The following is a 23,299-nucleotide window of genomic DNA, read 5'->3' on the forward strand; positions in this document are numbered from 1 at the left end:
TGATCGGTGCAATGGCTCAAGAGGGTGCAGCGGGAATCGCCACTGCGGTCGCTGAAAGTGTTCAGTACCAGGGCCGCAAGGCCAGCCGGCAGGGCAGTGAACAGCGTCGACAGGACATTCTCGATGCGGCGATGCGCATTGTCGTGCGCGATGGCGTGCGGGCCGTGCGTCACCGTGCGGTGGCGGCCGAGGCCGGTGTGCCGCTGTCGGCCACCACGTATTACTTCAAGGACATCGATGACCTGCTCACCGATACCTTTGCCCAGTACGTCGAACGCAGCGCGGCCTACATGGCCAAGCTGTGGATCAACAACGAAGGCCTGCTGCGCGAAATGGTGGTCAGCGGCGACGGCAGCCCGGAGTCGCGTTCGCAACTGGCCGACGATATCGCGCGGTTGATGGCCGACTACGTGCACCGGCAACTGGTGAATCGTCGCGAGCATTTGATGGCCGAACAGGCGTTCCGTCAGGAGGCGCTGCTCAACCCGCGTCTGGCGGAATTGGTGCGTTCCCATCAGCAGATTCTGTTGCAGGGCACCTGCCAGTTGTTCCAGGTATTGGGCTCACGCGAGCCACAGCAGGATGCCAAGGTGTTGACGGCGATTATCGGACGGATGGAATATCAGGGCCTGCTCAACGACGCCGAGCCTTTGGCCGAAGAGGACATGCTCGGCATTCTGACGCGCTATATGCACCTGGTACTCGCGTCGGTGTAATTCTCGACCCTGATCGTTCCCACGCTCTGCGTGGGAACGCCGCCATGGACGCTCCGCGTCCAATGTGACGCAGAGCGTCACTGTATGCATTCCCACGCGGAGCGCAGGAACGATCAGAAGAAACGGGTGTTCAAGGGAGTGTCGAATGAAAGCCTGGCGTGGCGTGCTGATCGCCTTGTCGTTCCTGCTGCTCAGCGGATGTCTGGTGACCTTCCGCGAGCCGCTGCCCGCCAGTGAACCGGCACCCAAGGGCCTGCTCGGCCGATGGTCGAGCACCAATGCCTGGGGCGAGCCGATGAATCTGGAGCTGTCGCGCCTGGGCAACGACCGCTATCAAGCGGTTGCGTATTTCAAAGCCAAACCCCGGGAGCGTGAAGCCTATCCGTTTACGGTGTCGCGTCACGGCAACCGCTGGTACCTCTCGGCGAAGGTGCCGGCGCAATACGGCGGGCACTTCACCATCGCCGGCTTCGAGATCACCGACAAACGTGAACTGGTGATTTACAACCTCGACCTCGAACAGATCAACCAGGCCATCGCCCAGAAGACCCTCGACGGCCAAGGCTTCCAGACCGATGACGGCGAGGGTGTGCAGGTCGACAGCCCGCTTGAAAAGGTCTTTGCTTACCTCGACGACCCGGCCAATTCCGACGTTTTCGTCGAAGCGGCGCGCTATCAGCATCAGGCCAAGGCCAAATAATTCAGTTCGTCACGTTTTCTACAGGAGTTTCGGGTGGACGATTACCAGCAGACGATACGCATTCTGTCCGATCGCATAGTGCTGGCACAGACGCCGATCCGCGTGCTCGACGCGGTCAAGTGGGACGAGAATATCCGCAAGGGCTTCCTCAAGGCCAAGGGCAAGGAATTGCCGGCGGTGGATCGCGATTACTACCTCAACCGGCCGCTGTCCTTCGATTCGAGCAAGGTCAAGCTGGAATTCCAGAACATCGAACGGGACATCACCCGTCAACTCGGCCAGTTCAATCCGGTCGGCCAGATCATGCGTCGCATGTGCAAGGAATACCGGATGGTGGTGCGCATGCTCGAAGCGCGCGGCACCGAGGATTTCGGCCTGATTTCCCAGGAACTGTACGGCGCCGCGTCCGACGCGTTCCATGCCGGTGACCCGACCCTGGCCGACCTCGGCCTGATGATGTCGGATTACCTGAACAACATCGACGGCCGTGGCGATCTGAAGGACGAACCGAAGACCCTTACCGCCAAGGACGCCGTTCACCTGTTGCAAACCCGCCTGAACAAAGTGTTCGGCGAGGCCGAGGAAACCATCCGCGTGTTTGAGTCCGACGGTATCGTCGCCGACGCGGCGGCGGGTGCCGACTACATCAAGATTCGCACCGATGCGATGTTCAACGACCGCGACGTGCGCGCGCTGGAAGTCCACGAAGGCCTGGTGCACGTCGGCACCACCCTCAACGGTCTGAACCAGCCGATCTGCACCTTTCTGTCCAAGGGCCCGCCCTCGTCGACGGTGACCCAGGAAGGCCTGGCGATCCTGATGGAAATCATCACCTTCGCCTCCTACCCCAGCCGCCTGCGCAAACTGACCAACCGCACCCGCGCCATTCACATGGTCGAGGAGGGCGCGGACTTTCTGCAGATCTTCGAGTTCTTCCGCGAGCAGGGCTTCGAGATGGCGGAAAGCTACGGCAACGCCAGTCGCGTTTTCCGTGGATCGACGCCGACCGGTCTGCCATTCACCAAAGACTTGTCCTACCTCAAGGGCTTCATCATGGTTTACAACTACATTCAGTTGGCCGTGCGCAAGGGCAAGCTCGAGCAGATCCCGCTGTTGTTCTGCGGCAAGACTACGCTGGAGGACATGCGAACCTTGCGTCAGCTGGTGGACGAAGGCCTGGTGGTGCCGCCCAAGTACCTGCCGGACCAGTTCCGTGACATGAACGCGCTGTCGGCGTGGATGTGCTTCTCCAACTTCCTCAATCACTTGAGCCTGGACCGGATCGAGGCGGATTACTCCAACATCCTGTAACCACAACGATTGATCGTTCCCACGTTGATCGTTCCCACGCTCTGCGTGGGAATGCATCCCGTGACGCTCTGCGTCACAGTGGACGCGGAGCGTCCATGGCGGCATTCCCACGCGGACGGTTCGACGCCTCGACGTGGGAACGATCTAATTCCAACTCGAAATTTTGCGAGGTTTCACCGGATGAGAATCCTCGGCATCCTTTGCCTGCTCCTGACCCTCGGCGGTTGCAGCTCCTTGCTGTTCTATCCCGAGCCGGGTCAGATCTTCACGCCGGAAAAGGCCAAACTCGAATACCGCACCGTCACCCTGACCACCGCCGACGGCCTCAAACTGAACGCCTGGTGGCTGCCGGCCAAACCGGGTGTCGAGGTCAAGGGCACAGTGCTGCACCTGCATGGCAACGGCGGCAACCTGCCGATGCACCTGGGCGGGAGCTGGTGGTTGCCGAAGAACGGCTATCAAGTGCTGCTGGTGGACTATCGTGGTTACGGCCTGTCCGAGGGCGAACCAAGTCTGCCGGCGATCTATCAGGACATCGATGCCGCCTTCGCCTGGCTGGACAAGGCGCCTGAGGTCAAAGGCAAGCCGCTGGTGCTGCTGGGCCAGAGTCTCGGCGGGGCGATGGCCGTGCACTGGCTGGTGCAACATCCGCAAAGACAGAAGCAGCTCAAGGCCCTGGTGCTCGACGGCGTGCCCGCCAGTTACCGCAGCGTCGGCCAATACGCCCTCAGCACCTCGTGGCTGACGTGGCCGTTTCAGGTGCCGTTGTCGTGGCTGGTGCCGGATGGCGACAGTGCGATCAACGCCATGCCGCAGCTCAACGGCGTGCCGAAACTGATCTTCCACAGCCTCGACGATCCGCTGGTGCCGCTTTCCAACGGCATCCGTCTGTATCAAGCTGCGCCGCCACCACGTGTGCTGCAACTGACTCGGGGCGGGCATGTGCAGACCTTCGGCGATCCGGTCTGGCGTCAGGTGATGCTGCGTTACCTCGACGATCCCGAACACTTCAACGGCCTGCGCCGCCTCGGCGAGATCCCGAATTATCCAACACCCCCGAATTCTGAAGACGAACCACCAGAGAGTCCGCAATGAGTGAAGAACGCAACGCCATCCCGCTGATCATCACCGGTATCTGCAGCATCCTCGGCACCGTCGGCGCCCTGTGGTACTACGGCTACCTGCACTTCGCCAAACCCGAGGATGCGTTGCTGCTCAACGAATTCACCATGCTCAAGACCGTTCCCGGCGAAGACTACAAGGTCTCGCTGACGCCGGCGCCGCAAGTGGCGCAATGCATCGATGGCGTGCTGGTGCTGTTCGATACCGAGCAGAAAGGCCTGACCGGGGTGCTGGTCAACAGTCAGAAAAAGGCTGTGCGCTGCATGGGCCAAGAGACGCCGCAGAAGCTTGAGCAATAATTCAGTTCCATGTGGGAGCGAGCTTGCTCGCGATCGCGGTGGATCAGTCAAATAATTGCTGACTGAAAGGACGCTATCGCGAGCAAGCTCGCTCCCACAGAGTTCCAGTCAAACAAAAGCCCCGCCTGATCAAATCAGGCGGGGCTTTTTTCGTTACCGCGTAACGCTTAGTTCGAGCTGACAGCCGAACGTGGCATCACTGGTTGGTTGTCGTTGGAAATGGTCACTTCCACCCGACGGTTCATGGCACGGCCCGACACGCTGCCGTTATCCGCAACCGGGTATTCCTTGCCATAGCCCTGCACTACGATGCGCGAAGGGTCTACACCCATCTTGATCAGCGCAACCTGCACCGAGGTCGCGCGACGCTCGGACAGCGACTGGTTGTAGCTCGCCGAACCGGTGCTGTCGGTATAGCCTTCGACGATCACTTTGCGATCCGGGTTTTCCTGGAGGAACTGCGCCAGTTTGTTGATGTTCACCAGACCGCTGGATTTCAGGTCGGCCTTGTTGGTGGCGAACAGCACGTCACCGAAAGTCACCAGCGTACCGCGATCGGTCTGCTTGGCGTTGAGGCTGTCCTGCAGCTGCTTGATCTGCTGATCGCGGGCATCCAGACGGGCCTGGGCACGTTGGGCGGCGGCGTTCTTCAGGTTGTTTTCAGCGGTGCGCAGGGCGATCGTCTGCTTGGCCACTTCCACGCGCTGGTTGGTCAGATAGGCCAGTTGGTCGACCTTGTGCTGGTCTTCCTTGTCCAGATAAGCCTTGTCGGCTTTGTCCAGGTAATCACTGGCGTCCTTGGTTTCCAGTGCCGCGACTTTGCTCGCCTGCGGGTTGGCCTGCAGGCCGGCGTAGTTGGTGCGTGCCTGTTCCAGATTCGGGTTAGGCGGCGTCGAGCAGGCAGCCAAGGCAACGCTTGCGGCCAGGAGAGCGGGGATCATCAGTTGTTTACGCATAATCGTTCGTCCTTTCTATCGATAAGAGTTTCAGCCTTGCGGTCGGGATGCGCGCTTACTGCACAGTGCGCTGACTTTCCTGACGCAGTTCCTGAACACCTTTCTGGGAATCCTTCACCGCTTGTTCGGCTTTCATCGCCTGAGCCTTGCGTTCGGCGACGCGCGCGTCCCACTCGGCCTGTTCGGCGAGGATGCGGGCTTCGTCATACTTTTTGTCGTGCATGGCGATTTCGGCTTGCTTGAGCTTGTCCTGTGCCTGCTTCATTTCCACGGCGGCAAACTCGGTACCGCCGGCGCTGACCGCGCTGTTGACCGCCGATTGAGTCACGGCGTACTGCTCGGTCGGTGGATTGCCGGCGCAGCCGGCCAGTACGAAGCTGGTGCCGATGGCCAGAGCGGCCAGTTTCAGACCGCGCAGGTGGGAGAACGAGGTTTGGGTCTTCATGGTCTTCAACTCCATTGGTTAACTCCTTGGAAGCTTCGAAATCCATCCTGGTCGAGGAGTGACAACCGTCATGTGTCAGCGCGTTTTGAAACGCTCGTTCCAGGCGTGGTTACCTGTTCCGACCGAAGGCTTTTTTCAAAAGTTCAGAAAAGATGGCTCATCGCCAAAAAATATTCTGACCGAACGGACAAGGCTCTAAAACGGGAACTTTGGCGGGGGAGAGTGGTACGCGCGGGCGAAAAATGGCGTAAGAGCAGAGGAAAAATACAGACCCTGTGGGAGCTGGCTTGCCAGCGATGAGGCCATCAAATTCAACACATCTGTGACTGAACTGACGCCATCGCGGGCAAGTCCACGCCCACCGTTTTGAGGTGTTCCGGAATCAGTGTTTTTGCTTGCCGGCAGCGGCCGACAGATCGTGCAGATGACGCCGCGACAGGGCGAGAAAACGCGGCGTCGGGCCGACATCCTCATACAGCGGATCGCCTTCCTCGTCGGTGGCGACCACGGTCGAACCTTTCACATACGGCAGGCTCGCTTCGAACTCTTCGAGGGCGGCGCCGATCAGCTCGCCGAGCAGTTCTTCGGCGTGGCGCTTGGGGTACATCTCGGCGATCGCCGCCAGCCGAGCGGCAGCTTCCACATCCAGATGAATCGTGTAGCCGGTATCGGTCAGGCGACCCTTGGCGGTTTCTTCCCAATGCTGGGCGAGTTCACGGATTTTCATAAGAACCTCATGTCGCACCTGCTCATGGCAGGTCTTGGTGAGTGTCCGGCGTCTGCCGGCGGCAAGCCGTTGTGCGGCTTACTCTTGAGACTAGCTGCAACCCTCAAGGTTTAAAGTCCCTTCGTCGTCTGCTTGTAAGAAGCGTCCCAGAGCGGCACTCTCTGTTCATCCACTCACTTGCGATCCGTCACCGATTACTGCTGGAGAGATGCTGATGACCGATATTGATGCACGCTTGCGCGAAGACGTTCACCTGCTCGGTGAGCTGTTGGGCAACACCATTCGTGACCAGTACGGCGAGGCGTTTCTCGACAAGATCGAGCAGATCCGCAAGGGCGCCAAGGCCGACCGGCGCGGCTCGATGGACGCCGAACTCAGCGCCAGCCTCAATCAATTGAGCGAAGACGAATTGTTGCCGGTGGCGCGGGCCTTCAACCAGTTTCTCAACCTGGCGAACATCGCCGAGCAGTACCAGCTCATCCATCGCCGCGAAGAGACCCAGGCCGCGCCGTTCGAGTCCCGCGTGTTGCCGGAACTGCTCGCCCGCCTGCGCAACGAAGGGCACAGCGCCGAATCCCTGGCCCGGCAACTGGCGCGGCTGGAAATCGAACTGGTGCTCACCGCGCACCCGACCGAAGTGGCTCGGCGCACGCTGATCCAGAAGTACGACGCGATCGCCGCGCAACTGGCGGCCCAGGATCACCGTGACCTGACCACGGCCGAACGCGAACAGATCCACATCACCCTGCAACGTTTGATCGCCGAAGCCTGGCACACCGAAGAAATCCGCCGCACCCGGCCGACTCCGGTGGACGAGGCCAAGTGGGGTTTTGCGGTAATCGAACACTCGCTGTGGCAGGCGATTCCCAACCATATGCGCAAGGCTGATCAGGCGCTGTTTACGGCCACTGGACTGCGTTTGCCGCTGGAAGCTGCGCCGATCCGCTTCGCTTCGTGGATGGGCGGCGACCGTGACGGTAACCCGAACGTAACCGCTGCCGTGACCCGCGAAGTGCTGTTGCTGGCGCGCTGGATGGCGGCGGATCTGTACCTGCGTGATGTCGATCACCTCGCCGCCGAACTGTCGATGCAGCAGGCCAGCGACGCGCTCAAGGCCCGGGCCGGCGACAGTGCCGAGCCGTATCGGGCGGTGCTCAAGCAATTGCGTGAACGTCTGCGCGCCACGCGCAACTGGGCCCATGCATCGCTGACCGCGACCACGCCGGCCCCGGCCGATGTGCTGCACAACAACCGCGACCTGCTCGATCCGCTGGAGCTGTGTTTCAACTCGCTGCACGAATGCGGCATGGGCGTGATCGCCGACGGGCCGTTGCTCGATTGCCTGCGCCGGGCCGTGACCTTCGGCCTGTTCCTGGTGCGCCTCGATGTGCGTCAGGACTCGTCGCGCCATAGCGCGGCCATGACTGAAATCACCGATTACCTCGGCCTCGGCAAATACGAGGAGTGGGATGAAGAACAGCGCATCAGCTTCCTGACCCGCGAACTGCAAAACCGTCGGCCGCTGCTGCCGGCGCATTTCAAACCCTCGGCCGATACCGCCGAAGTGCTCGCCACCTGCAAGGAAGTCGCCGCCGCGCCGGGCGCTTCGCTGGGCTCCTACGTGATCTCCATGGCCGGTGCCGCTTCCGATGTGCTGGCGGTGCAATTGCTGCTCAAGGAGTCCGGCGTACTGCGGCCGATGCGCGTGGTGCCGCTGTTCGAAACCCTCGCCGACCTCGACAACGCCGGCCCGGTGATCGAGCGCCTGTTGCTGCTGCCGGGTTATCGCGCGCGCCTGCAAGGCCCGCAGGAAGTGATGATCGGCTATTCCGACTCGGCCAAGGACGCCGGCACCACTGCGGCAGCCTGGGCGCAGTACCGGGCGCAGGAGCGGCTGGTGGAAATCTGCCGTGAGCAGCAAGTCGAACTGCTGCTGTTCCACGGTCGTGGTGGCACCGTGGGCCGTGGCGGCGGCCCGGCGCACGCGGCGATTCTGTCGCAGCCGCCGGGGTCGGTGGCCGGACGTTTCCGCACCACCGAGCAGGGGGAAATGATTCGATTCAAATTCGGCCTGCCGGACATCGCCGAGCAAAACCTCAATCTGTATCTGGCCGCCGTGCTCGAAGCGACCCTGTTGCCTCCGCCGCCACCAACCCCCGAATGGCGGCATCTGATGGACGAGCTGGCCGCCGACGGCGTCGCTGCTTACCGTGCGGTGGTGCGGGAGAACCCGCAATTCGTTGAGTATTTCCGTCAATCCACACCGGAGCAGGAGTTGGGGCGTTTGCCATTGGGCAGCCGTCCGGCCAAGCGCCGCGCTGGCGGGATCGAAAGCCTGCGGGCGATTCCGTGGATATTCGGCTGGACCCAGACCCGCCTGATGCTGCCGGCCTGGCTCGGCTGGGAAACCGCGTTGAGCAAGGCGCTGGAGCGCGGCGAAGGTGAATTGCTGGGCCAGATGCGTGAGCAGTGGCCGTTCTTCCGCACGCGCATCGACATGCTGGAGATGGTGCTGGCAAAGGCCGACGCCGACATTGCGCTGTCCTACGACGAACGATTGGTGGCGCCGGACTTGCTGCCTTTGGGTGCGCACTTACGCGACCTATTGTCGCAGGCGTGTTCCGTCGTCCTCGGCCTGACCGGCCAGTCGCAGCTACTGGCACATAGCCCGGACACCCTGGAATTCATCCGCCTGCGCAACACCTACCTCGACCCGCTGCATCTATTGCAGGCCGAGTTGCTGGCGCGTTCGCGGCGACAGAATGTCGAGCAGGGCAGCCCGGTGGAACAGGCGTTGCTGGTGTCTGTGGCGGGGATTGCCGCCGGTTTGCGAAATACCGGCTAAGGTTTTCTGCGTGGGGCGGGGCACCCGGGGCGAGCCTCGGGTGCCGTTTATTGGCCGTGGGAAAAATGCGGTCAGGCGACAGTTAATGATGGGGTTGCGACTTGGGGAACCGCGTCGCAAGGTCGCGGCGGGCGCCGGTTTCTCCGACTTTTGGCGTCTTGTGTGGGCGCAGCCTGCTGTGTATCTTGATCAGCCTTTGGCCGTTTGGGCGGCCACGACCCGTTTTATGAGATTGGCCCCACGAGGCGAATCCGTTGTTTTTTATATAAAAAATTGAGGAGCACATCGATGCGCGTCATTCTGCTGGGAGCTCCCGGGGCCGGTAAAGGTACTCAGGCTAAGTTCATCACCGAGAAATTCGGCATTCCGCAAATTTCCACTGGCGACATGCTGCGTGCCGCGGTCAAGGCCGGCACCGAGCTGGGCATCAAGGCCAAGAGCATCATGGATGCCGGCGGCCTGGTGTCGGATGACCTGATCATCGCGCTGGTCAAGGACCGTATCGCTCAAGCCGATTGCGCCAAGGGTTTCCTGTTCGATGGCTTCCCGCGCACCATTCCTCAGGCTGAAGCGCTGGTGACTGCCGGTGTCGAGCTGGACGCCGTGGTCGAAATCGCCGTTGAAGACGAAGAAATCGTTCAGCGTATCGCCGGTCGTCGCGTTCACGAGGCCAGCGGCCGCGTTTACCACATCGTCTACAACCCGCCGAAACTGGCCGGCAAAGACGACATCACCGGCGAAGAGCTGGTACAGCGCAAGGACGACACCGAAGAAACCGTGCGTCATCGCCTGTCGGTCTACCACTCGCAGACCAAGCCGCTGGTGGAGTTCTACCAGAACCTGTCCGCCAGGAACGGTGGCAAGCCGAAGTACAGCCATATCCCAGGCGTCGGTTCGGTTGAAGCGATCACCGCCAAGGTGCTTGAAGCCCTGAGCTGAAAAACCTGATCCGCTGCATCATCCACGGCCCGCTTGCGGGCCGTAGTTGTTTATACTGGCGCACTTTTCCCCACCTGATTTACGGACACATCGATGAGCACCTTGCTGGCCCTGGACACCGCGACTGAAGCTTGCTCCGTTGCCTTGCTGCATGACGGCAAGGTCACGAGCCATTACGAGGTGATCCCGCGCCTGCATGCGCAGAAACTGCTGCCGATGATCCAGCAACTGCTGGCCGACGCCGGCACCACCCTGCAAGCGGTGGATGCCATCGCCTTCGGCCGTGGGCCGGGCGCTTTCACTGGCGTGCGGATTGCGATTGGCGTGGTGCAAGGCCTGGCCTTTGCGCTGGATCGCCCGGTATTGCCGGTGTCGAACCTGGCCGTGCTGGCGCAACGGGCTTATCGCGAGCACGGCGTGAGCCAGGTCGCGGCCGCCATCGATGCGCGCATGGATGAGGTGTATTGGGGCTGCTACCGCGAGACGGCCGGCGAGATGCGTCTGGTCGGCGCCGAGGCGGTGCTGCCGCCGGAAGTCGCCGCATTGCCGGACGATGCCTCGGGCGACTGGTTCGGTGCCGGTACTGGCTGGGGTTATGGCGAACGCATCGCTGTAAACCTGAGCGGGTCCGATGCGGGTATGCTGCCCCACGCCGAATACCTGCTGACCCTGGCGCGCTTTGCCTGGGAGCGCGGCGAAGCGATTCCGGCAGACGACGCCCAGCCGGTTTATCTGCGCGACAAAGTGGCCACCCCGAAAGCCCGCTGAGGCCATTCACCCTGTGGCATTCGCCGCAGGGTCCCACCCGATCTGCCAATCGTCCGTTTCTAACCCCGCGCTTTAAACCTTTTGTCTTTTATGTGTTCTAGTTATCACTCGGCGATTTGCTAAGTCGGTCAGGTGCCGCTAAATTGCCATCATCGATACCGAGCATGACTTTATGCGTATAGACGGCGTTTCCACTCATTCCTACCCCATCAAGCGCAAGCCTCGCAAAGGCAATCCGGCGCTGGATGAGTCCGTCGACGATATCGACGGCGAGCTGGAATTCCCGACCGAAGAGCAACTGGCTGCCCGTGCCGCCAAAGCCACCGCCCAACGCCTGAGCAATCTGCCAGCCCGTCAACAAGACATGATTTATCACCGCGCGATGAAGAAAAGCGTGGCCATGGCCCTGGCCAGCTACCTGAGCACCGCCGGTTTTGTCGATTGGGATGCCGACGTGCTGGGCCTCGATCTGTACATCTGATGGATCTGCCTTACTACCTCGGTTGCCCGTCCTGGAGCGAAAACGCCTGGCGCGAGTACCTGTATCCGGTAGACGCCAAGACCTCCGATTTCCTCGGACTCTATTCGCAAGTGTTCAACGCCGTGGAAGGCAACACGACCTTCTACGCCAGTCCGTCGCCGGCCACCGTGCAGCGTTGGGCCGAGGTCATGCCGGAACACTTTCGCTTCACCGCCAAGTTCCCCGGTGACATCAGCCACAGCGGCGACTTGCGCGATCAACTGACTGCCGCCGAAACCTTCCTCCAGTTACTCAAACCGCTGGGTGAGCGTGTCTCGCCAATGTGGCTGCAACTGTCGAAAAGCTTCACGCCACACCGCTTGCCGGAGCTTTCTGCGTTCATCGATGCGTTGGATTGTCCGCTGGCGGTGGAAGTGCGCCACGAACAATTCTTCGCCAAGGGCGAGAGTGAGCGACTGCTCAATCGGCTGCTGCTGGATCGCGGCGTGGAGCGTATCTGTCTTGATCCCCGCGCGTTGTTCAGTTGCCTGTCCACCGAATCGTCGGTGATCCACGCCCAATCGAAAAAGCCCCGCGTACCGACGCGTCCGGCAGCGTTCACTCAATTCCCGCAGGTGCGCTTCATTGGCCATCCGGAGCTGGAGGCCAACGATCCGTTTCTGGTGCCGTGGGTGGCGAAAATCGCCGAGTGGATCGAAGAGGGGCGCACGCCGTACATCTTCCTGCACACCGCCGACAACATTCTGGCGGCGAAGCTGGCGCAACGTTTTCACGCACAACTGATGCAACGTTTGCCTGGCCTGCGACCTTTGCCTGAGCTATACAGAGAACCCGCCGCCGAGCAACTTGGCCTGCTCTGAGGCGGATTTCTTTCCTGCCCAGGAGCCTGCCGATGGACGCCCAAGCCCGTCAACAACAAACCCGTAAAGCCGAAGCCTTCAAGGTCCTGCACGAGCGCCCCGGGATTTTCGTGATTCCCAATCCGTGGGATGCCGGTTCCGCCAGGATGCTCGCCAGTCTCGGCTATCAGGCGCTGGCGACCACCAGCGCCGGCTATGCGTTTTCCCAAGGCAAGCCCGATGGCGGCCTGAGTCTCGACGATACCCTGGCCAATGTCCGGGCGATTGTTGCGGCCACCGATCTGTCGGTGGCGGTGGATCTGGAAAACGGTTTCGCCGATGCCCCGGCCGAATCGGCGCAGAGTCTGATCCGCGCCGCCGAGGCGGGCGCTGTGGGCGGCTCGATCGAAGATGCCACCGGCCGGGAAGACTCACCGATCTACTGTTTCGAACACGCGGTGGCGAGGATCGAGGCCGCCGTCGCTGCCGTGCGCAGCTTGCCGTTTCCCTTCACCCTGACGGCCCGTGCGGAAAACTATCTGCACGGCAATCCCGATCTCAACGACACCATCCGCCGTCTGCAGGCCTTTGCCGAAGCCGGCGCCGACGTGCTGTACGCGCCGGGCCTGCGCACCGCCGAAGAAGTCCTGGCGGTGGTGCGCGCGGTGGCGCCGAAACCGGTCAATGTGTTGATGTCCGGCGGCTTGAAACTGACCGTGCAGCAGTTGGAAGAAATGGGCGTGAAGCGCATCAGCACCGGTTCGGCGCTGGCCCTGGCGGCGTTCGGCGAGTTTTTCCGCGCGGCTGAAGAGATCCAGCAGTCCGGCACGTTCACCTTCACCTCCCATTCGATGCCGTACGCCAGGGCCAATCAATTCTTCAAGGGATGAGCATGGGGCGCTGGCTGCTGTTGGCAGGGCTGCTGATCATCGGTGGCAGCCTGATCGGCGTCTGGCGCGGCTGGCTCGATGTGCCGCCGCGGTGGAATCCGTGGGCGCCGCTGGACGTGCAGGCGACGCCCAACTGGCTCACAGGCTATAAGTTGATGCGTCTGCGCAGCGATCCGCTCTTGTGCGAGCAGGCATTGGGCAGCTCCGGCCTGCGGGTTTCGCCACAGGCCGACAGCCCCGATGCCAAATGCCCGCTGAAGGGTGCTTTGCGCGTGCAGGGCGGCGGGGTGGGGCTCAGCAGCAGCTTTCTCGCCAGTTGCCCGTTGGCCGTGGCGTTTGCGATGTTCGAGCGCCATACGCTGCAACCGGCGGCGCAGCAGGCCTACGGCCAGACTGTGGCGCGGGTCGATCACCTCGGCAGCTTCGCCTGCCGCAACGTCTACAACCGCCAGAACGGCGCGCTCAGTCGCCACGCCAGCGCCGATGCGCTGGACATTGCCGGCTTCCGTCTGGCGGATGGGCGCGCGATCAGCGTACTCAAGGACTGGCCGAAGCAAAATCAGGACGCGCAGTTTCTACGTCAGGTGCGCGATGGTGCCTGCGAGGCGTTCAGTGTGGTGTTGAGTCCGGATTACAACGCCGCCCATCGCAACCACTTTCATGTCGATGTCGGACGCTGGAGCGTGTGTCGCTGAGAAATCAGGCGGCGATGCGCAGGTTCTGCTGAACGATCGGGCGCACCCAGCCGTTATCGAAGTCCAGGGCTTTCTGCTGCTCGACGATTTCTTCCGGCGGGAACGGCGGGTAAGGCTGCAGCAGATCCAGATCGAATTCGGCAATCGGCAGGTACAGCGGTTTTTTCTGCGGGGCAGGGCCCGGCTCCGGAATCGGCTGACCGTTGTTGATCACGATCGGGCGAACCCAGCTGCTGTCGAATTCCTGCTGTTTTTGCTGAGTCTTGATGGCTTCCGGCGGGAATGGAGGGTACGGCTCGGCCAGTGTCATGTCGATTTCGGCGATCGGCAGGAACAGCGGCTCCGGCGGACGCACCTGGGTTTCCACCACATCGCATTCGCGCTGGCTGATGATGTGCGCGTGCAGTTCACTGCCGACGGTCGGTTCTTCAGGGCTTTCCAGATCAACCGGCGGGAAAGTGCCGCAGGCCGGCACCACATCACTCGATTGTTCGGCCAGTGCCTGGGCAAAGAAATCCTGCCACAGGTGGCTGACGCCGCCCAATGCTTGAGTGTTATGACGGCTGAAGTCGCCTGTGGGCGAAATGTAGCCAATCGATGTGGGAAGAATGCCTGACATTTTTTTCGGTTGACGCTCAGCTCTGGCAAAATGCGCGTTGATTGGGTTATCGGCGGTTTTTGCCGATCCTTAACTTTTTTGAGCGTGTTTTCCATGATTGAGCAACCCGCGGCCTGCCGCATCCATGTCGAGGCCCTCGGCCCGACGTTCGAAGCGCAGGCCGAGCAGTGGGCGCAGCGCCTGAGCCTGCCGTTGCAGGTGGCGGACGGCGAGTTTGCCCTGCAAGTCGGCGAGCAGGGTTTGCAGCTGCAACAACTGGGGCCAGATGCGCCGGGGCCGGTGCGGGTCGACTTCGTCGAGGGTGGTGCGGCCCATCGCCGGTTGTACGGCGGCGGCAGCGGACAGATGATCGCCAAGGCGGTCGGCATCGCCCAGGGCGTGCGTCCGCGGGTGCTGGATGCCACGGCGGGACTCGGGAAAGATGCGTTCGTACTGGCCAGTCTTGGCTGCGAGATGAGCCTGATCGAGCGCCAGCCATTGATCGGCGCGTTGCTGGAGGATGGTCTGGCCCGTGCGGCGGAAGACTTCGACGTGGCGCCGATCGTGGCGCGGATGAAGCTGCTCAAGGGCAACTCCATCGAGGTGATGCGCAATTGGGAGGGCGAGCCCCCGCAGGTGATCTATCTCGACCCGATGTTCCCGCACCGTGAGAAAACCGCGCTGGTGAAGAAGGAAATGCGCCTGTTCCGTCCGCTGGTGGGCGATGATCCGGATGCACCGGCCTTGCTGGAAGCGGCGCTGGCACTGGCCACGCACCGGGTGGTGGTCAAGCGCCCGCGCAAAGCACCTTGCATTGAAGGGCCGAAACCGAGTCATGCGCTGGATGGCAAATCCAGCCGTTACGACATCTACCCGAAGAAAGCGCTCAAGGCCTGAGACCTGGTCGTCCCCAATCGCTGGCAAGCCAGCTACCACAGGTTCAGTAGTGTGCACACAATCAGTGATCACACTTCGATCCTGTGGGAGCTGGCTTGCCAGCGATAGCGTCAGGACAGACACCGCAGAAACTAGGGTCGAAAGGCCCGCATGAACAGCCCGACCACTTCCTGCACATGACTTTCCGCCGCCTCGCCGGTCAGCGGCTCGCCGCAGCCGTACAACAGGCGGAAATTCCCGGCGCCCTTGATCAGGCAAAAGAAATGCTCGGCGGCGTTGTGCGGGTTGTCGATGCTCAGCACGCCGGTTTCGTGAATCCGCCGCAGCAATCGTTCCATGCCTTGCACCATGCGCTGGGGGCCGGCCTCGAAGAAGATCAGCGACAGGTTGGGATCCTGACTGCCCAGCGCCATGATCAGACGATGCAGGTTTACCGATTCCTCACTGTTGATGAGGTGGTGAAAGCCTCGCGCAATGTTCAGCAACACATTTTCCACCGCAATGCCGTCCGGCAATTCGAAGAACAGTGGCGGCAATTGCTCCTCGCATTTGGCCACCACGGCGGCAGAGAACAGCGTCTCCTTGTCATTGAAATGGCTGTAGACCGTCAGCTTTGACACGCCAGCTTCGGCGGCCACCGCGTCCATGCTGGTGTTGGCATAGCCATGACTCAGAAAGAGGACTTTCGCCGCCTCGAGAATCGCCTGGCGCTTGGCCGGATCCTTCGGTCGGCCGGGGCCATTTGGAGTGGACAGATTGTTCGACATTCTTCGCTTTTAATACTGGACTGGTGAGTTTGCTATTAATAACATACCGGCCAGTATAATTATTCCAAGCCTCCTTAGCGAAAGGTCCTTCACCATGTTCCGCCATGCGTTGTCCTTTGCGGTGCCAGTCAGTCTGGCGTTTTTATTGTCGGCATGTGGCAAGGAAGAGGTGACGCCAGTCAGCGTGCGACCGGCCATGGTGGTGCAGCCAGAGCCTTCGGCGCAGGCGATGGAAAGTTATCCGGGCGAGGTTCGCGCCCGCTACGAACCGGATCTGGCGTTCCGCATCGGCGGCAAAGTCAGCCGACGACTGGTCGAGGAAGGCCAGCGCGTGAAGGCCGATCAACCGCTCGCCGAACTCGATCCGCAGGATGTACGCCTGCAACTGGAAGCCACCCAGGCCCAGGTCGCGGCCGCCGAAGCCAATCTGAATCTGGTGCGCGCCGAGCGTGACCGCTACAAGACCCTGATGGAACGGCAGATGGTCAGCCGCTCCGCCTACGACAATGCCGAGAACCTCTATCGCTCCGGCGAAGCCCGCCTCAAACAGATCAAAGCCGAATTCAACGTCTCGACCAATCAGGCCAGTTACGCCGTGCTGCGCGCGCCCCAGGATGGCGTGGTGGCCAAGCGTTCGGTGGAAGTCGGGCAGGTGGTCGCCGCCGGGCAGACCGTTTTCACCCTCGCCACTGACGGCGAACGGGAAGTGCTGATCAGCCTGCCGGAGCAGAGCTTCGGCCGCTTCAAGGTCGGCCAGCCGGTTTCGGTGGAGCTGTGGACGCAACAGAACCAGCGCTTCGCCGGGCAGATCCGCGAGCTGTCGCCGGCCGCGGATCCGAAATCCCGTACCTTCGCCGCACGCATTTCATTCACCGCCGGCAAGGTTCCGGCAGAACTGGGCCAGAGCGCCCGCGTCTTCGTGCAGACCACCGATGTCATCCCGCTGTCGGTGCCGCTTTCGGCGCTGACCGCCGAAAACGGCGCGACTTACGTCTGGGTCGTCAGCGCCAACAACACCCTGAAAAAGACCCCGGTGCGCACCGGCCCGTTCGGTGAGAAAACCGTGCCGGTGCTCGAAGGCCTGAACGCCAGCGACTGGGTGGTCGCCGCTGGCGTGCATGTGCTGCTGGAAGGGCAGCAAGTGCGTCCGGTGGATCGCTCCAACCGCGTGGTCAATCTGGCGGACAAGGAGTAATCCCCGATGGGTTTCAATCTTTCCGCCTGGGCGCTGCGCAATCGCCAGATCGTACTGTTCCTGATGCTTTTGCTGGCGATTGTCGGTGCCTTGTCCTACACCAAGCTCGGCCAGAGCGAAGACCCGCCGTTCACCTTCAAGGCGATGGTTATTCAGACCCGTTGGCCCGGCGCCACGGCTCAGGAAGTCTCGCGTCAGGTTACCGAACGCATCGAAAAGAAACTGATGGAAACCGGCGAGTACGAGCGCATCGTTTCGTTCTCCCGCCCCGGTGAATCCCAGGTCACGTTCATTGCCCGCGACTCGATGCATTCGGTGCAGATCCCGGATCTCTGGTATCAGGTGCGCAAGAAGGTCAGCGACATTCGCCAGACCCTGCCGCCGGGGATTCAAGGACCGTTTTTTAACGATGAGTTCGGCACCACCTTTGGCAACATCTATGCGCTGACCGGCGACGGTTTCGACTACGCGGTGCTCAAGGATTACGCTGACCGCATCCAGATCCAGCTGCAGCGGGTCAAGGATGTGGGCAAGGTTGACTTGCTTGGTTTGCAGGACGAGAAGGTCTGGGTCGAACTGTCCAACGTCAAACTCGCCACCCTCGGCTTGCCGCTGGCGGCGGTGCAGCAGGCGCTGGAAGAACAGAACGCCGTGTCCACCGCCGGCTTCTTCGAAACCGGCAGCGAGCGATTGCAGCTACGGGTGTCGGGGAATTTTCAGACAGTCGACGAGATCAAGAACTTCCCGATCCGCGTCGGTGATCGTACGTTCCGCATCTCCGATGTCGCTGACGTGCGGCGCGGTTTCAATGATCCTCCGGCGCCGCGCATGCGCTTCATGGGCGAAGACGCCATCGGTCTTGCGGTGGCAATGAAGGACGGCGGCGACATTCTGGTGCTGGGCAAGGCTCTGGAAATCGAATTCGCCCGGATCCAGAAAAACCTGCCGGCCGGCATGCAGTTGCGCAAGGTCTCCGACCAGCCCGCCGCCGTGAAAACCGGTGTCGGCGAGTTCGTCCAGGTGCTGGTCGAGGCACTGGCCATCGTGTTGCTGGTGAGTTTCTTCTCCCTCGGCGTACGCACCGGCATGGTGGTGGCGCTGACCATTCCGCTGGTGCTGGCGATGACCTTCGCCTGCATGTATTACTTCGGCATCGGCCTGCACAAAATCTCCCTCGGCGCGCTGGTGCTGGCGCTGGGTTTGCTGGTGGACGACGCGATCATCGCCGTGGAAATGATGGCGATCAAAATGGAGCAGGGCTTCGACCGGATCAAGGCTGCCAGTTATGCATGGACCAGCACCGCGTTCCCGATGCTCACCGGTACGCTGATCACCGCCGCCGGTTTCCTGCCGATTGCCACGGCGCAGTCCGGCACCGGCGAATACACCCGCTCGATCTTCCAGGTGGTGACCATCGCGTTGCTCGCATCCTGGGTGGCCGCCGTGGTGTTCGTGCCGTATCTGGGGGAAAAACTCCTGCCGGATCTGGCGAAAATTCACGCGGCCAAACACGGTACGGCTGACGGCCAGACCGACCCCTACGGCACGCCGTTCTACCAACGGGTGCGGCGTCTGGTGGAGTGGTGCGTGCGTCGGCGCAAAACCGTGATCTTGCTCACCGTGCTGCTGTTCGTGGCGTCGGTGGCGTTGTTCCGGTTTGTGCCGCAGCAGTTCTTCCCGGCTTCCGGCCGTCTGGAGCTGATGGTCGATCTGAAACTCGCCGAGGGCGCCTCGCTGGCCAATACCACGGGTGAGGTCAAACGCCTGGAAGCGATGCTCAAGGATCACGCTGGCATCGATAACTACGTCGCTTACGTCGGCACCGGTTCGCCACGTTTCTACCTGCCGCTGGATCAACAACTGCCGGCGGCGAGCTTCGCCCAGTTCGTCGTGCTGGCGAAAACCATCGAGGAACGCGAAGCGCTGCGCACGTGGCTGATCGACACGTTGAACGAGCAGTTCCCGGCCCTGCGTTCGCGGGTCACGCGCCTGGAGAATGGTCCTCCGGTTGGCTATCCGGTGCAGTTCCGTGTCACCGGCGAGCACATCGAGGAAGTTCGTGCGCTGGCCCGAAAAGTCGCGGCCAAGGTTCGCGAGAACCCGCATGTGGTCAACGTGCATCTGGACTGGGAAGAGCCGAGCAAGGTCGTGTACTTGAACATTGATCAGGATCGCGCCCGGGCCCTGGGTGTGAGCACGGCGAATCTGGCGAAATTCCTCCAGAGTTCGCTGACCGGTTCCAGTGTCAGCCAGTACCGCGAGGACAACGAACTGATCGAAATCCTCCTGCGTGGCACCGTGCACGAGCGCACCGAACTGTCGTTGCTGCCGAGCCTGGCGGTGCCGACCGACAACGGTCGCAGCGTCGCGCTGTCGCAGATTGCCACGCTGGAATATGGCTTCGAGGAAGGCATCATCTGGCACCGCAATCGCCTGCCGAACGTGACCGTGCGCGCGGACATCTATGGCAAGGAGCAGCCGGCGACGCTGGTGAAGCAGATCCTGCCGACGCTTGATCCGATCCGGGCCGAATTGCCGGACGGTTATCTGCTGGATGTCGGCGGTACGGTGGAGGATTCGGAGCGTGGGCAGAAGTCGGTGAACGCCGGGGTGCCGATGTTCATTGTCGTGGTGCTGACGTTGCTGATGGTGCAGCTGCGCAGTTTTTCGCGCACGGCGATGGTGTTTCTGACTGCACCGCTGGGGTTGATCGGAGTGACGCTGTTTCTTCTGGTGTTCCGTCAGCCGTTCGGGTTTGTGGCGATGCTCGGGACGATCGCGCTGTCGGGGATGATCATGCGTAACTCGGTGATTCTGGTGGATCAGATCGAGCAGGACATCGCCGCCGGGCTCAAGCCGTGGCAGGCGATTATCGAGGCGACCGTGCGGCGGTTTCGGCCGATTGTGCTGACGGCGCTGGCAGCGGTGCTGGCGATGATTCCGCTTTCTCGCAGTGTGTTTTTCGGGCCGATGGCGGTGGCGATTATGGGCGGGTTGATTGTTGCTACTGCTCTGACGCTTTTGTTTTTGCCGGCGTTGTATGCGGCTTGGTTCAGGGTTCGCAAGGAGGCTTGAGGCTGATTGAGCGTGGCGGCCTTTGGGCCGGCCAGGCTCTGGGTGTTTTGGGTACATATCCGTTGCTGCGGTAACGGCTTCTTATGGTTTCGCCCTTACGGCGAGTCCCTTTGGCAAACGCCCCAAAGGAACCAAAGGTCTGGGCCCCGGCGTTCGGCCCCTCGCTGGGGCTCGGGGTTCCTTCGTTCCGGGATTCATCCGGGGGCATCGCCTCCGGTTTGCTTCGCTGCACCTCCTCTCGATGTGTTCGACTTCGTCGAACGGCGCTTCGCGCCTACCCCCGGATAAATCCCTCCACTCAGCCGGCCGAAGGGGCCGGCACGTCAAGAGCGGTACTCGAGCTAACGCTCATTGTGGTTTACGCCTTTATTTGCTCGTTGTAGGAGGGGGTGTTCTCTCCTACATGTTTTTCAGACGCCTCCGATATTGAGTCGCTGTGTTGGCGGTGCTGTACTCGAGGCTGTTTTTCAGCCTTGGTTGAGCAGCGTTGATGAAGAAACCGCCGGTATTGAAGGGTCGGGCCGATCCAGTCTTTGAGTTGTTGATGCGCGCGCCTCACAAGCAGCGTCTGGCGGACTATCTTGCGTTGCTCAAGCCGCTGGATGATCACGGGCGGTATATGCCTTTTGAGGATTTGCGGTATCGCTGGGCCAGCGGGCTGGATTCGCGTTTGTGTTGGGCGTTGGTCAAGAAGGCGCGGGCCGCTCAGTACATTCATCTTCTGCCTTTGGGGGAGCCGGCCCAGTGGGGAAAGTTTGTGCCGACACCAACCGCGCAGAAGGCCCTTTCAGTGGTTGATCGGCAAACCACGACGGCGTCGCTGGAGTACATGACCAGCCAGATAGGCGAGCGGGCGCATTTCAGTTATTTGCTTAACGATTTGATCGAGGATGAGGCGATCAGCAGCAGTCAGCTGGAAGGCGCCGCGACCACTACCCGTGTTGCCAAGGACATGCTCAAGCAACGGCGCCAGCCCCGGACGCCGGATGAGCGGATGGTCATGGGTAATTTCCGGATGATGAATTTCGCCTGGGAAAAACGTTACGAGCCTTTGAGCGTGGAGTTGATTGCGTCGATGCATCGGGTCGGTGTCGAGGGTATTGATGACGAGCAGTACGACCCCGGGCTTTTCAGGACCAACGATGAAGTGGTGGTGCAGGACGGCGAAGGGAATACCGTCCACTCGCCACCGCCTGCCGTCGGATTAGTGAGGCGACTGGATTTGCTCTCGCAGTGGATCAATCAACCACAGGGTTCACCTCGGCAAAAAAACTACCTGCATCCGCTGATCAAGGCGATCACGCTGCACTTTGCCCTGGGCTATGAACATCCCTTTCGCGATGGCAACGGGCGGGTCGCCAGGGCGCTGTTTTACTGGCTCATGTTCAAGCACGAGTTTTCGGCATTCCGCTATATCGCGATCAGTCTTTTACTGCGCAACGCGCCGGTAAAGTACGGGCGGTCGTATTTGCACAGCGAGGCTGATGAGCTCGACCTGACGTACTTCATCGAGTTTCAGTGTTCGGTGATTTTGCGGGCGGTGGAGGGTTTTACCGACGTGTACCGCAAGAGTGTGGCGTACAGCGAAGGCTTCGAGCGCTGGCTGACCTGTTCGGGCTTTTTTGATCGGCTGACAGAGCGGCAGCGGGCGATTTATCAGGTGGCCAGGAGCGGGGTGGCGAAGGAGTTCACTGCGGGGAACGTCAAGGAGCATCTTGGTTGTGCCTACAACACAGCGGTGTTGACGTTGAGCGGGTTGGTTGAGCTGCAGGTTTTCGAGAAGAAGAAAATGGGACGCGAGTGGGTGTACTTTTTACGTGTGTCTGCTGGCGACGGATTGAACAACGGGAGTGAGAAAACTCACTCCCGTGTGGTGACGGTTTAGAGCGTACCGAACACTTTTTTCGCCAGACTCGTCGCCGCAGCGGCCGGATTCTTGCGGATGGTTTCTTCCTGTTTGCCGATCATTTCGAACAGGCCGTTGAGCGCTTGTTCGGTGACGTAGCTTTCGATGTTGGCGCTTTTCGCATCGACCACGCCGAAGGTCGCGGCCTGGCCGGCGAAGGCGTTGTATTTCTGGGCTACGCCGACCTTGTCGGTTGCCTGTTTGACGATCGGCAGGAACTTGGTGCGGATCTGTTCGCGGCTGGATTTGTCCAGGTATTGGGTGGCGGAGTCGTTGCCGCCGCTGAGGATGCCTTTGGCGTCTTCCACGCTCATTTTCTTCACGGCGTCGACCAGGATCGGCTGGGCCTGGGTGACGGCGGTTTCCGCAGCCTTGTTCATGGCGGTTTCCAGCTCCTCGACCTGGGCGCCCATGCCGAAGGCTTTCATCTTGCCGGCGACTTTGCCGAGTTTGCCCGGCAGTTCGATTTTCACGTCCGGGTTGTTGCTGAAGCCACCCGGGGTGCCGAGTTGTTTGACGGCCAGTTGCGCGCCTTGGGTCAGGGCATCCTTGAGGCCGCCGGTGGCGTCGCCTTGCGACAGGTCGCTGAGGGACAGGGCCAGTGCGTTGGCGGAGATCATCAGGCCCGCGCACAGGCCGGCGAAGCGAAGGGTAGGGCGGAGCATGACGGCTTCCTTGTTGAGAGTGAGTTAGCGGGCGGCGTCGACACGGATCTTCAGTGGCTGCGGATCCTTGCCATCGAGCTGCACGGCATGGTTTTCGGTGGTGATGAACATCAGCTCGCCGTTGACTTCAATGCGTGCGCTGACCGAGTAGCGGTGGCCGGGTTTGACCTGGGCCGGATCGTAGCTCAAGTGGAACGGCAGCGGCACCTGGCCTTTGATCGGGCCTGTCTGTTCGTCGAGTACCACGGCCGGAGCATCGGCCAGCGAAACGTCCTGCAGGCTCACACTCAAGGTCGCACTGGGTGGCAGGGCGATGCGTTGCAGATAGAACACTTCGCCGTCGAGGCTGACCTTGCCGGCCGGTGAAGTCGACTGGCAGGCGCTGAGCAGGGTGGCGGCGGCCAGCAGAGAGAGTTTTTTCATCGCAGATCTCCGTATCGACGGCGCCAGAAGAAGCCTGGCG

Annotated in this window: 23 protein-coding genes; 16 read left to right on the forward strand and 7 right to left on the reverse strand. The window is 61.4% G+C overall.

All coding sequences use genetic code 11. The features are described 5' to 3' along the window. Nucleotides 1-11 precede the first annotated feature (11 nt). The 5 genes from AWU82_RS15650 (at nt 12) to AWU82_RS15670 (ending at nt 4,148) form a co-directional block, all read left to right on the forward strand. The gene (locus AWU82_RS15650) at nt 12-716 is read left to right on the forward strand and encodes a TetR/AcrR family transcriptional regulator (protein ID WP_011332647.1); all 705 of its coding nucleotides are present in this window, start codon (nt 12-14) and stop codon (nt 714-716) included. 145 nt (nt 717-861) lie between these two features. After that, the gene (locus AWU82_RS15655) at nt 862-1,416 is read left to right on the forward strand and encodes a hypothetical protein (protein WP_064378959.1); all 555 of its coding nucleotides are present in this window, start codon (nt 862-864) and stop codon (nt 1,414-1,416) included. Between the two features lie 33 nt (nt 1,417-1,449). Continuing rightward, entirely contained in the window at nt 1,450-2,727 is a 1,278-nt protein-coding gene (locus tag AWU82_RS15660) for a flavohemoglobin expression-modulating QEGLA motif protein (RefSeq protein WP_011332649.1), read from the forward strand. A gap of 180 nt (nt 2,728-2,907) precedes the next feature. Further along, nucleotides 2,908-3,822, forward strand: a complete 915-nt coding sequence (locus AWU82_RS15665) for an alpha/beta hydrolase (protein WP_007954702.1) — start codon at nt 2,908-2,910, stop codon at nt 3,820-3,822. Next, the gene (locus AWU82_RS15670; protein WP_064378960.1) at nt 3,819-4,148 is read left to right on the forward strand and encodes a PA3694 family proteiin; all 330 of its coding nucleotides are present in this window, start codon (nt 3,819-3,821) and stop codon (nt 4,146-4,148) included. Before AWU82_RS15665 ends, AWU82_RS15670 begins: the two co-directional genes overlap by 4 nt. A gap of 167 nt (nt 4,149-4,315) precedes the next feature. On the opposite strand, the gene lptF is transcribed toward AWU82_RS15670, so the two are convergent. The 3 genes from lptF to AWU82_RS15685 all read right to left on the reverse strand — a co-directional run bounded on the left by lptF (nt 4,316) and on the right by AWU82_RS15685 (nt 6,276). Next, nucleotides 4,316-5,104: a lipotoxin F family OmpA-related lipoprotein LptF gene (gene lptF, locus AWU82_RS15675; RefSeq protein ID WP_064378961.1), complete on the reverse strand. Its 789-nt coding sequence runs from the start codon at nt 5,102-5,104 to the stop codon at nt 4,316-4,318. A 55-nt stretch (nt 5,105-5,159) separates the two neighbouring features. Next, a complete protein-coding gene (locus AWU82_RS15680; protein ID WP_064378962.1) occupies nt 5,160-5,564 on the reverse strand; it encodes a DUF4398 domain-containing protein in 405 nt (134 codons plus the stop codon). Nucleotides 5,565-5,931: 367 nt separating this feature from the next. Further along, nucleotides 5,932-6,276, reverse strand: a complete 345-nt coding sequence (locus AWU82_RS15685; protein ID WP_011332654.1) for a hypothetical protein — start codon at nt 6,274-6,276, stop codon at nt 5,932-5,934. Between the two features lie 214 nt (nt 6,277-6,490). Between AWU82_RS15685 and ppc the strand changes: the two genes are divergently transcribed. The 7 genes from ppc (at nt 6,491) to AWU82_RS15720 (ending at nt 13,733) form a co-directional block, all read left to right on the forward strand. Beyond that, the gene (gene ppc, locus AWU82_RS15690) at nt 6,491-9,121 is read left to right on the forward strand and encodes a phosphoenolpyruvate carboxylase (protein ID WP_064384033.1); all 2,631 of its coding nucleotides are present in this window, start codon (nt 6,491-6,493) and stop codon (nt 9,119-9,121) included. A gap of 288 nt (nt 9,122-9,409) precedes the next feature. Continuing rightward, entirely contained in the window at nt 9,410-10,060 is a 651-nt protein-coding gene (adk, locus tag AWU82_RS15695) for an adenylate kinase (protein WP_064378963.1), read from the forward strand. 93 nt (nt 10,061-10,153) lie between these two features. After that, nucleotides 10,154-10,828, forward strand: a complete 675-nt coding sequence (tsaB, locus tag AWU82_RS15700; RefSeq protein WP_064378964.1) for a tRNA (adenosine(37)-N6)-threonylcarbamoyltransferase complex dimerization subunit type 1 TsaB — start codon at nt 10,154-10,156, stop codon at nt 10,826-10,828. A gap of 172 nt (nt 10,829-11,000) precedes the next feature. Beyond that, nucleotides 11,001-11,309 carry a hypothetical protein gene (locus AWU82_RS15705; protein WP_007954720.1) on the forward strand — a complete coding sequence of 103 codons (309 nt, stop codon included), beginning with the start codon at nt 11,001-11,003 and terminating at the stop codon, nt 11,307-11,309. Then, a complete protein-coding gene (locus AWU82_RS15710) occupies nt 11,309-12,169 on the forward strand; it encodes a DUF72 domain-containing protein (RefSeq protein WP_064378965.1) in 861 nt (286 codons plus the stop codon). Before AWU82_RS15705 ends, AWU82_RS15710 begins: the two co-directional genes overlap by 1 nt. A 32-nt stretch (nt 12,170-12,201) precedes the next feature. After that, nucleotides 12,202-13,038, forward strand: a complete 837-nt coding sequence (locus AWU82_RS15715; RefSeq protein ID WP_064378966.1) for an isocitrate lyase/PEP mutase family protein — start codon at nt 12,202-12,204, stop codon at nt 13,036-13,038. Between the two features lie 2 nt (nt 13,039-13,040). Continuing rightward, complete coding sequence (locus AWU82_RS15720) at nt 13,041-13,733, forward strand: extensin-like domain-containing protein (protein WP_064378967.1); 693 nt, start codon at nt 13,041-13,043, stop codon at nt 13,731-13,733. Nucleotides 13,734-13,737: 4 nt separating this feature from the next. On the opposite strand, the gene AWU82_RS15725 is transcribed toward AWU82_RS15720, so the two are convergent. Next, nucleotides 13,738-14,352, reverse strand: a complete 615-nt coding sequence (locus AWU82_RS15725; protein WP_064378968.1) for a hypothetical protein — start codon at nt 14,350-14,352, stop codon at nt 13,738-13,740. Nucleotides 14,353-14,445: 93 nt separating this feature from the next. Here AWU82_RS15725 and AWU82_RS15730 point away from each other — a divergent pair, with 93 nt between their 5' ends. Then, nucleotides 14,446-15,228 (forward strand): class I SAM-dependent methyltransferase, encoded by a 783-nt coding sequence (locus AWU82_RS15730; RefSeq protein ID WP_064378969.1) that lies wholly within the window; start codon nt 14,446-14,448, stop codon nt 15,226-15,228. 131 nt (nt 15,229-15,359) lie between these two features. Here AWU82_RS15730 and AWU82_RS15735 read toward each other — a convergent pair whose 3' ends face one another. Continuing rightward, nucleotides 15,360-15,995: a TetR/AcrR family transcriptional regulator gene (locus tag AWU82_RS15735; RefSeq protein WP_064378970.1), complete on the reverse strand. Its 636-nt coding sequence runs from the start codon at nt 15,993-15,995 to the stop codon at nt 15,360-15,362. 94 nt (nt 15,996-16,089) lie between these two features. Between AWU82_RS15735 and AWU82_RS15740 the strand changes: the two genes are divergently transcribed. The 3 genes from AWU82_RS15740 (at nt 16,090) to AWU82_RS15750 (ending at nt 22,150) form a co-directional block, all read left to right on the forward strand. Beyond that, complete coding sequence (locus AWU82_RS15740; RefSeq protein WP_064378971.1) at nt 16,090-17,190, forward strand: efflux RND transporter periplasmic adaptor subunit; 1,101 nt, start codon at nt 16,090-16,092, stop codon at nt 17,188-17,190. Nucleotides 17,191-17,196: 6 nt separating this feature from the next. Next, a complete protein-coding gene (locus AWU82_RS15745; protein WP_064378972.1) occupies nt 17,197-20,265 on the forward strand; it encodes an efflux RND transporter permease subunit in 3,069 nt (1,022 codons plus the stop codon). 490 nt (nt 20,266-20,755) lie between these two features. Continuing rightward, nucleotides 20,756-22,150 carry a Fic family protein gene (locus AWU82_RS15750; protein ID WP_064378973.1) on the forward strand — a complete coding sequence of 465 codons (1,395 nt, stop codon included), beginning with the start codon at nt 20,756-20,758 and terminating at the stop codon, nt 22,148-22,150. Here AWU82_RS15750 and AWU82_RS15755 read toward each other — a convergent pair. After that, a complete protein-coding gene (locus AWU82_RS15755) occupies nt 22,147-22,836 on the reverse strand; it encodes a DUF4197 domain-containing protein (RefSeq protein WP_011332665.1) in 690 nt (229 codons plus the stop codon). The genes AWU82_RS15750 and AWU82_RS15755 overlap by 4 nt on opposite strands. 24 nt (nt 22,837-22,860) lie before the next feature. Further along, a complete protein-coding gene (locus tag AWU82_RS15760) occupies nt 22,861-23,259 on the reverse strand; it encodes a YbaY family lipoprotein (protein ID WP_064378974.1) in 399 nt (132 codons plus the stop codon). Nucleotides 23,260-23,299: the final 40 nt, after the last annotated feature.

Origin of the sequence: Pseudomonas glycinae (genome assembly GCF_001594225.2) — a bacterium.
Classification (GTDB): domain Bacteria; phylum Pseudomonadota; class Gammaproteobacteria; order Pseudomonadales; family Pseudomonadaceae; genus Aquipseudomonas; species Aquipseudomonas glycinae.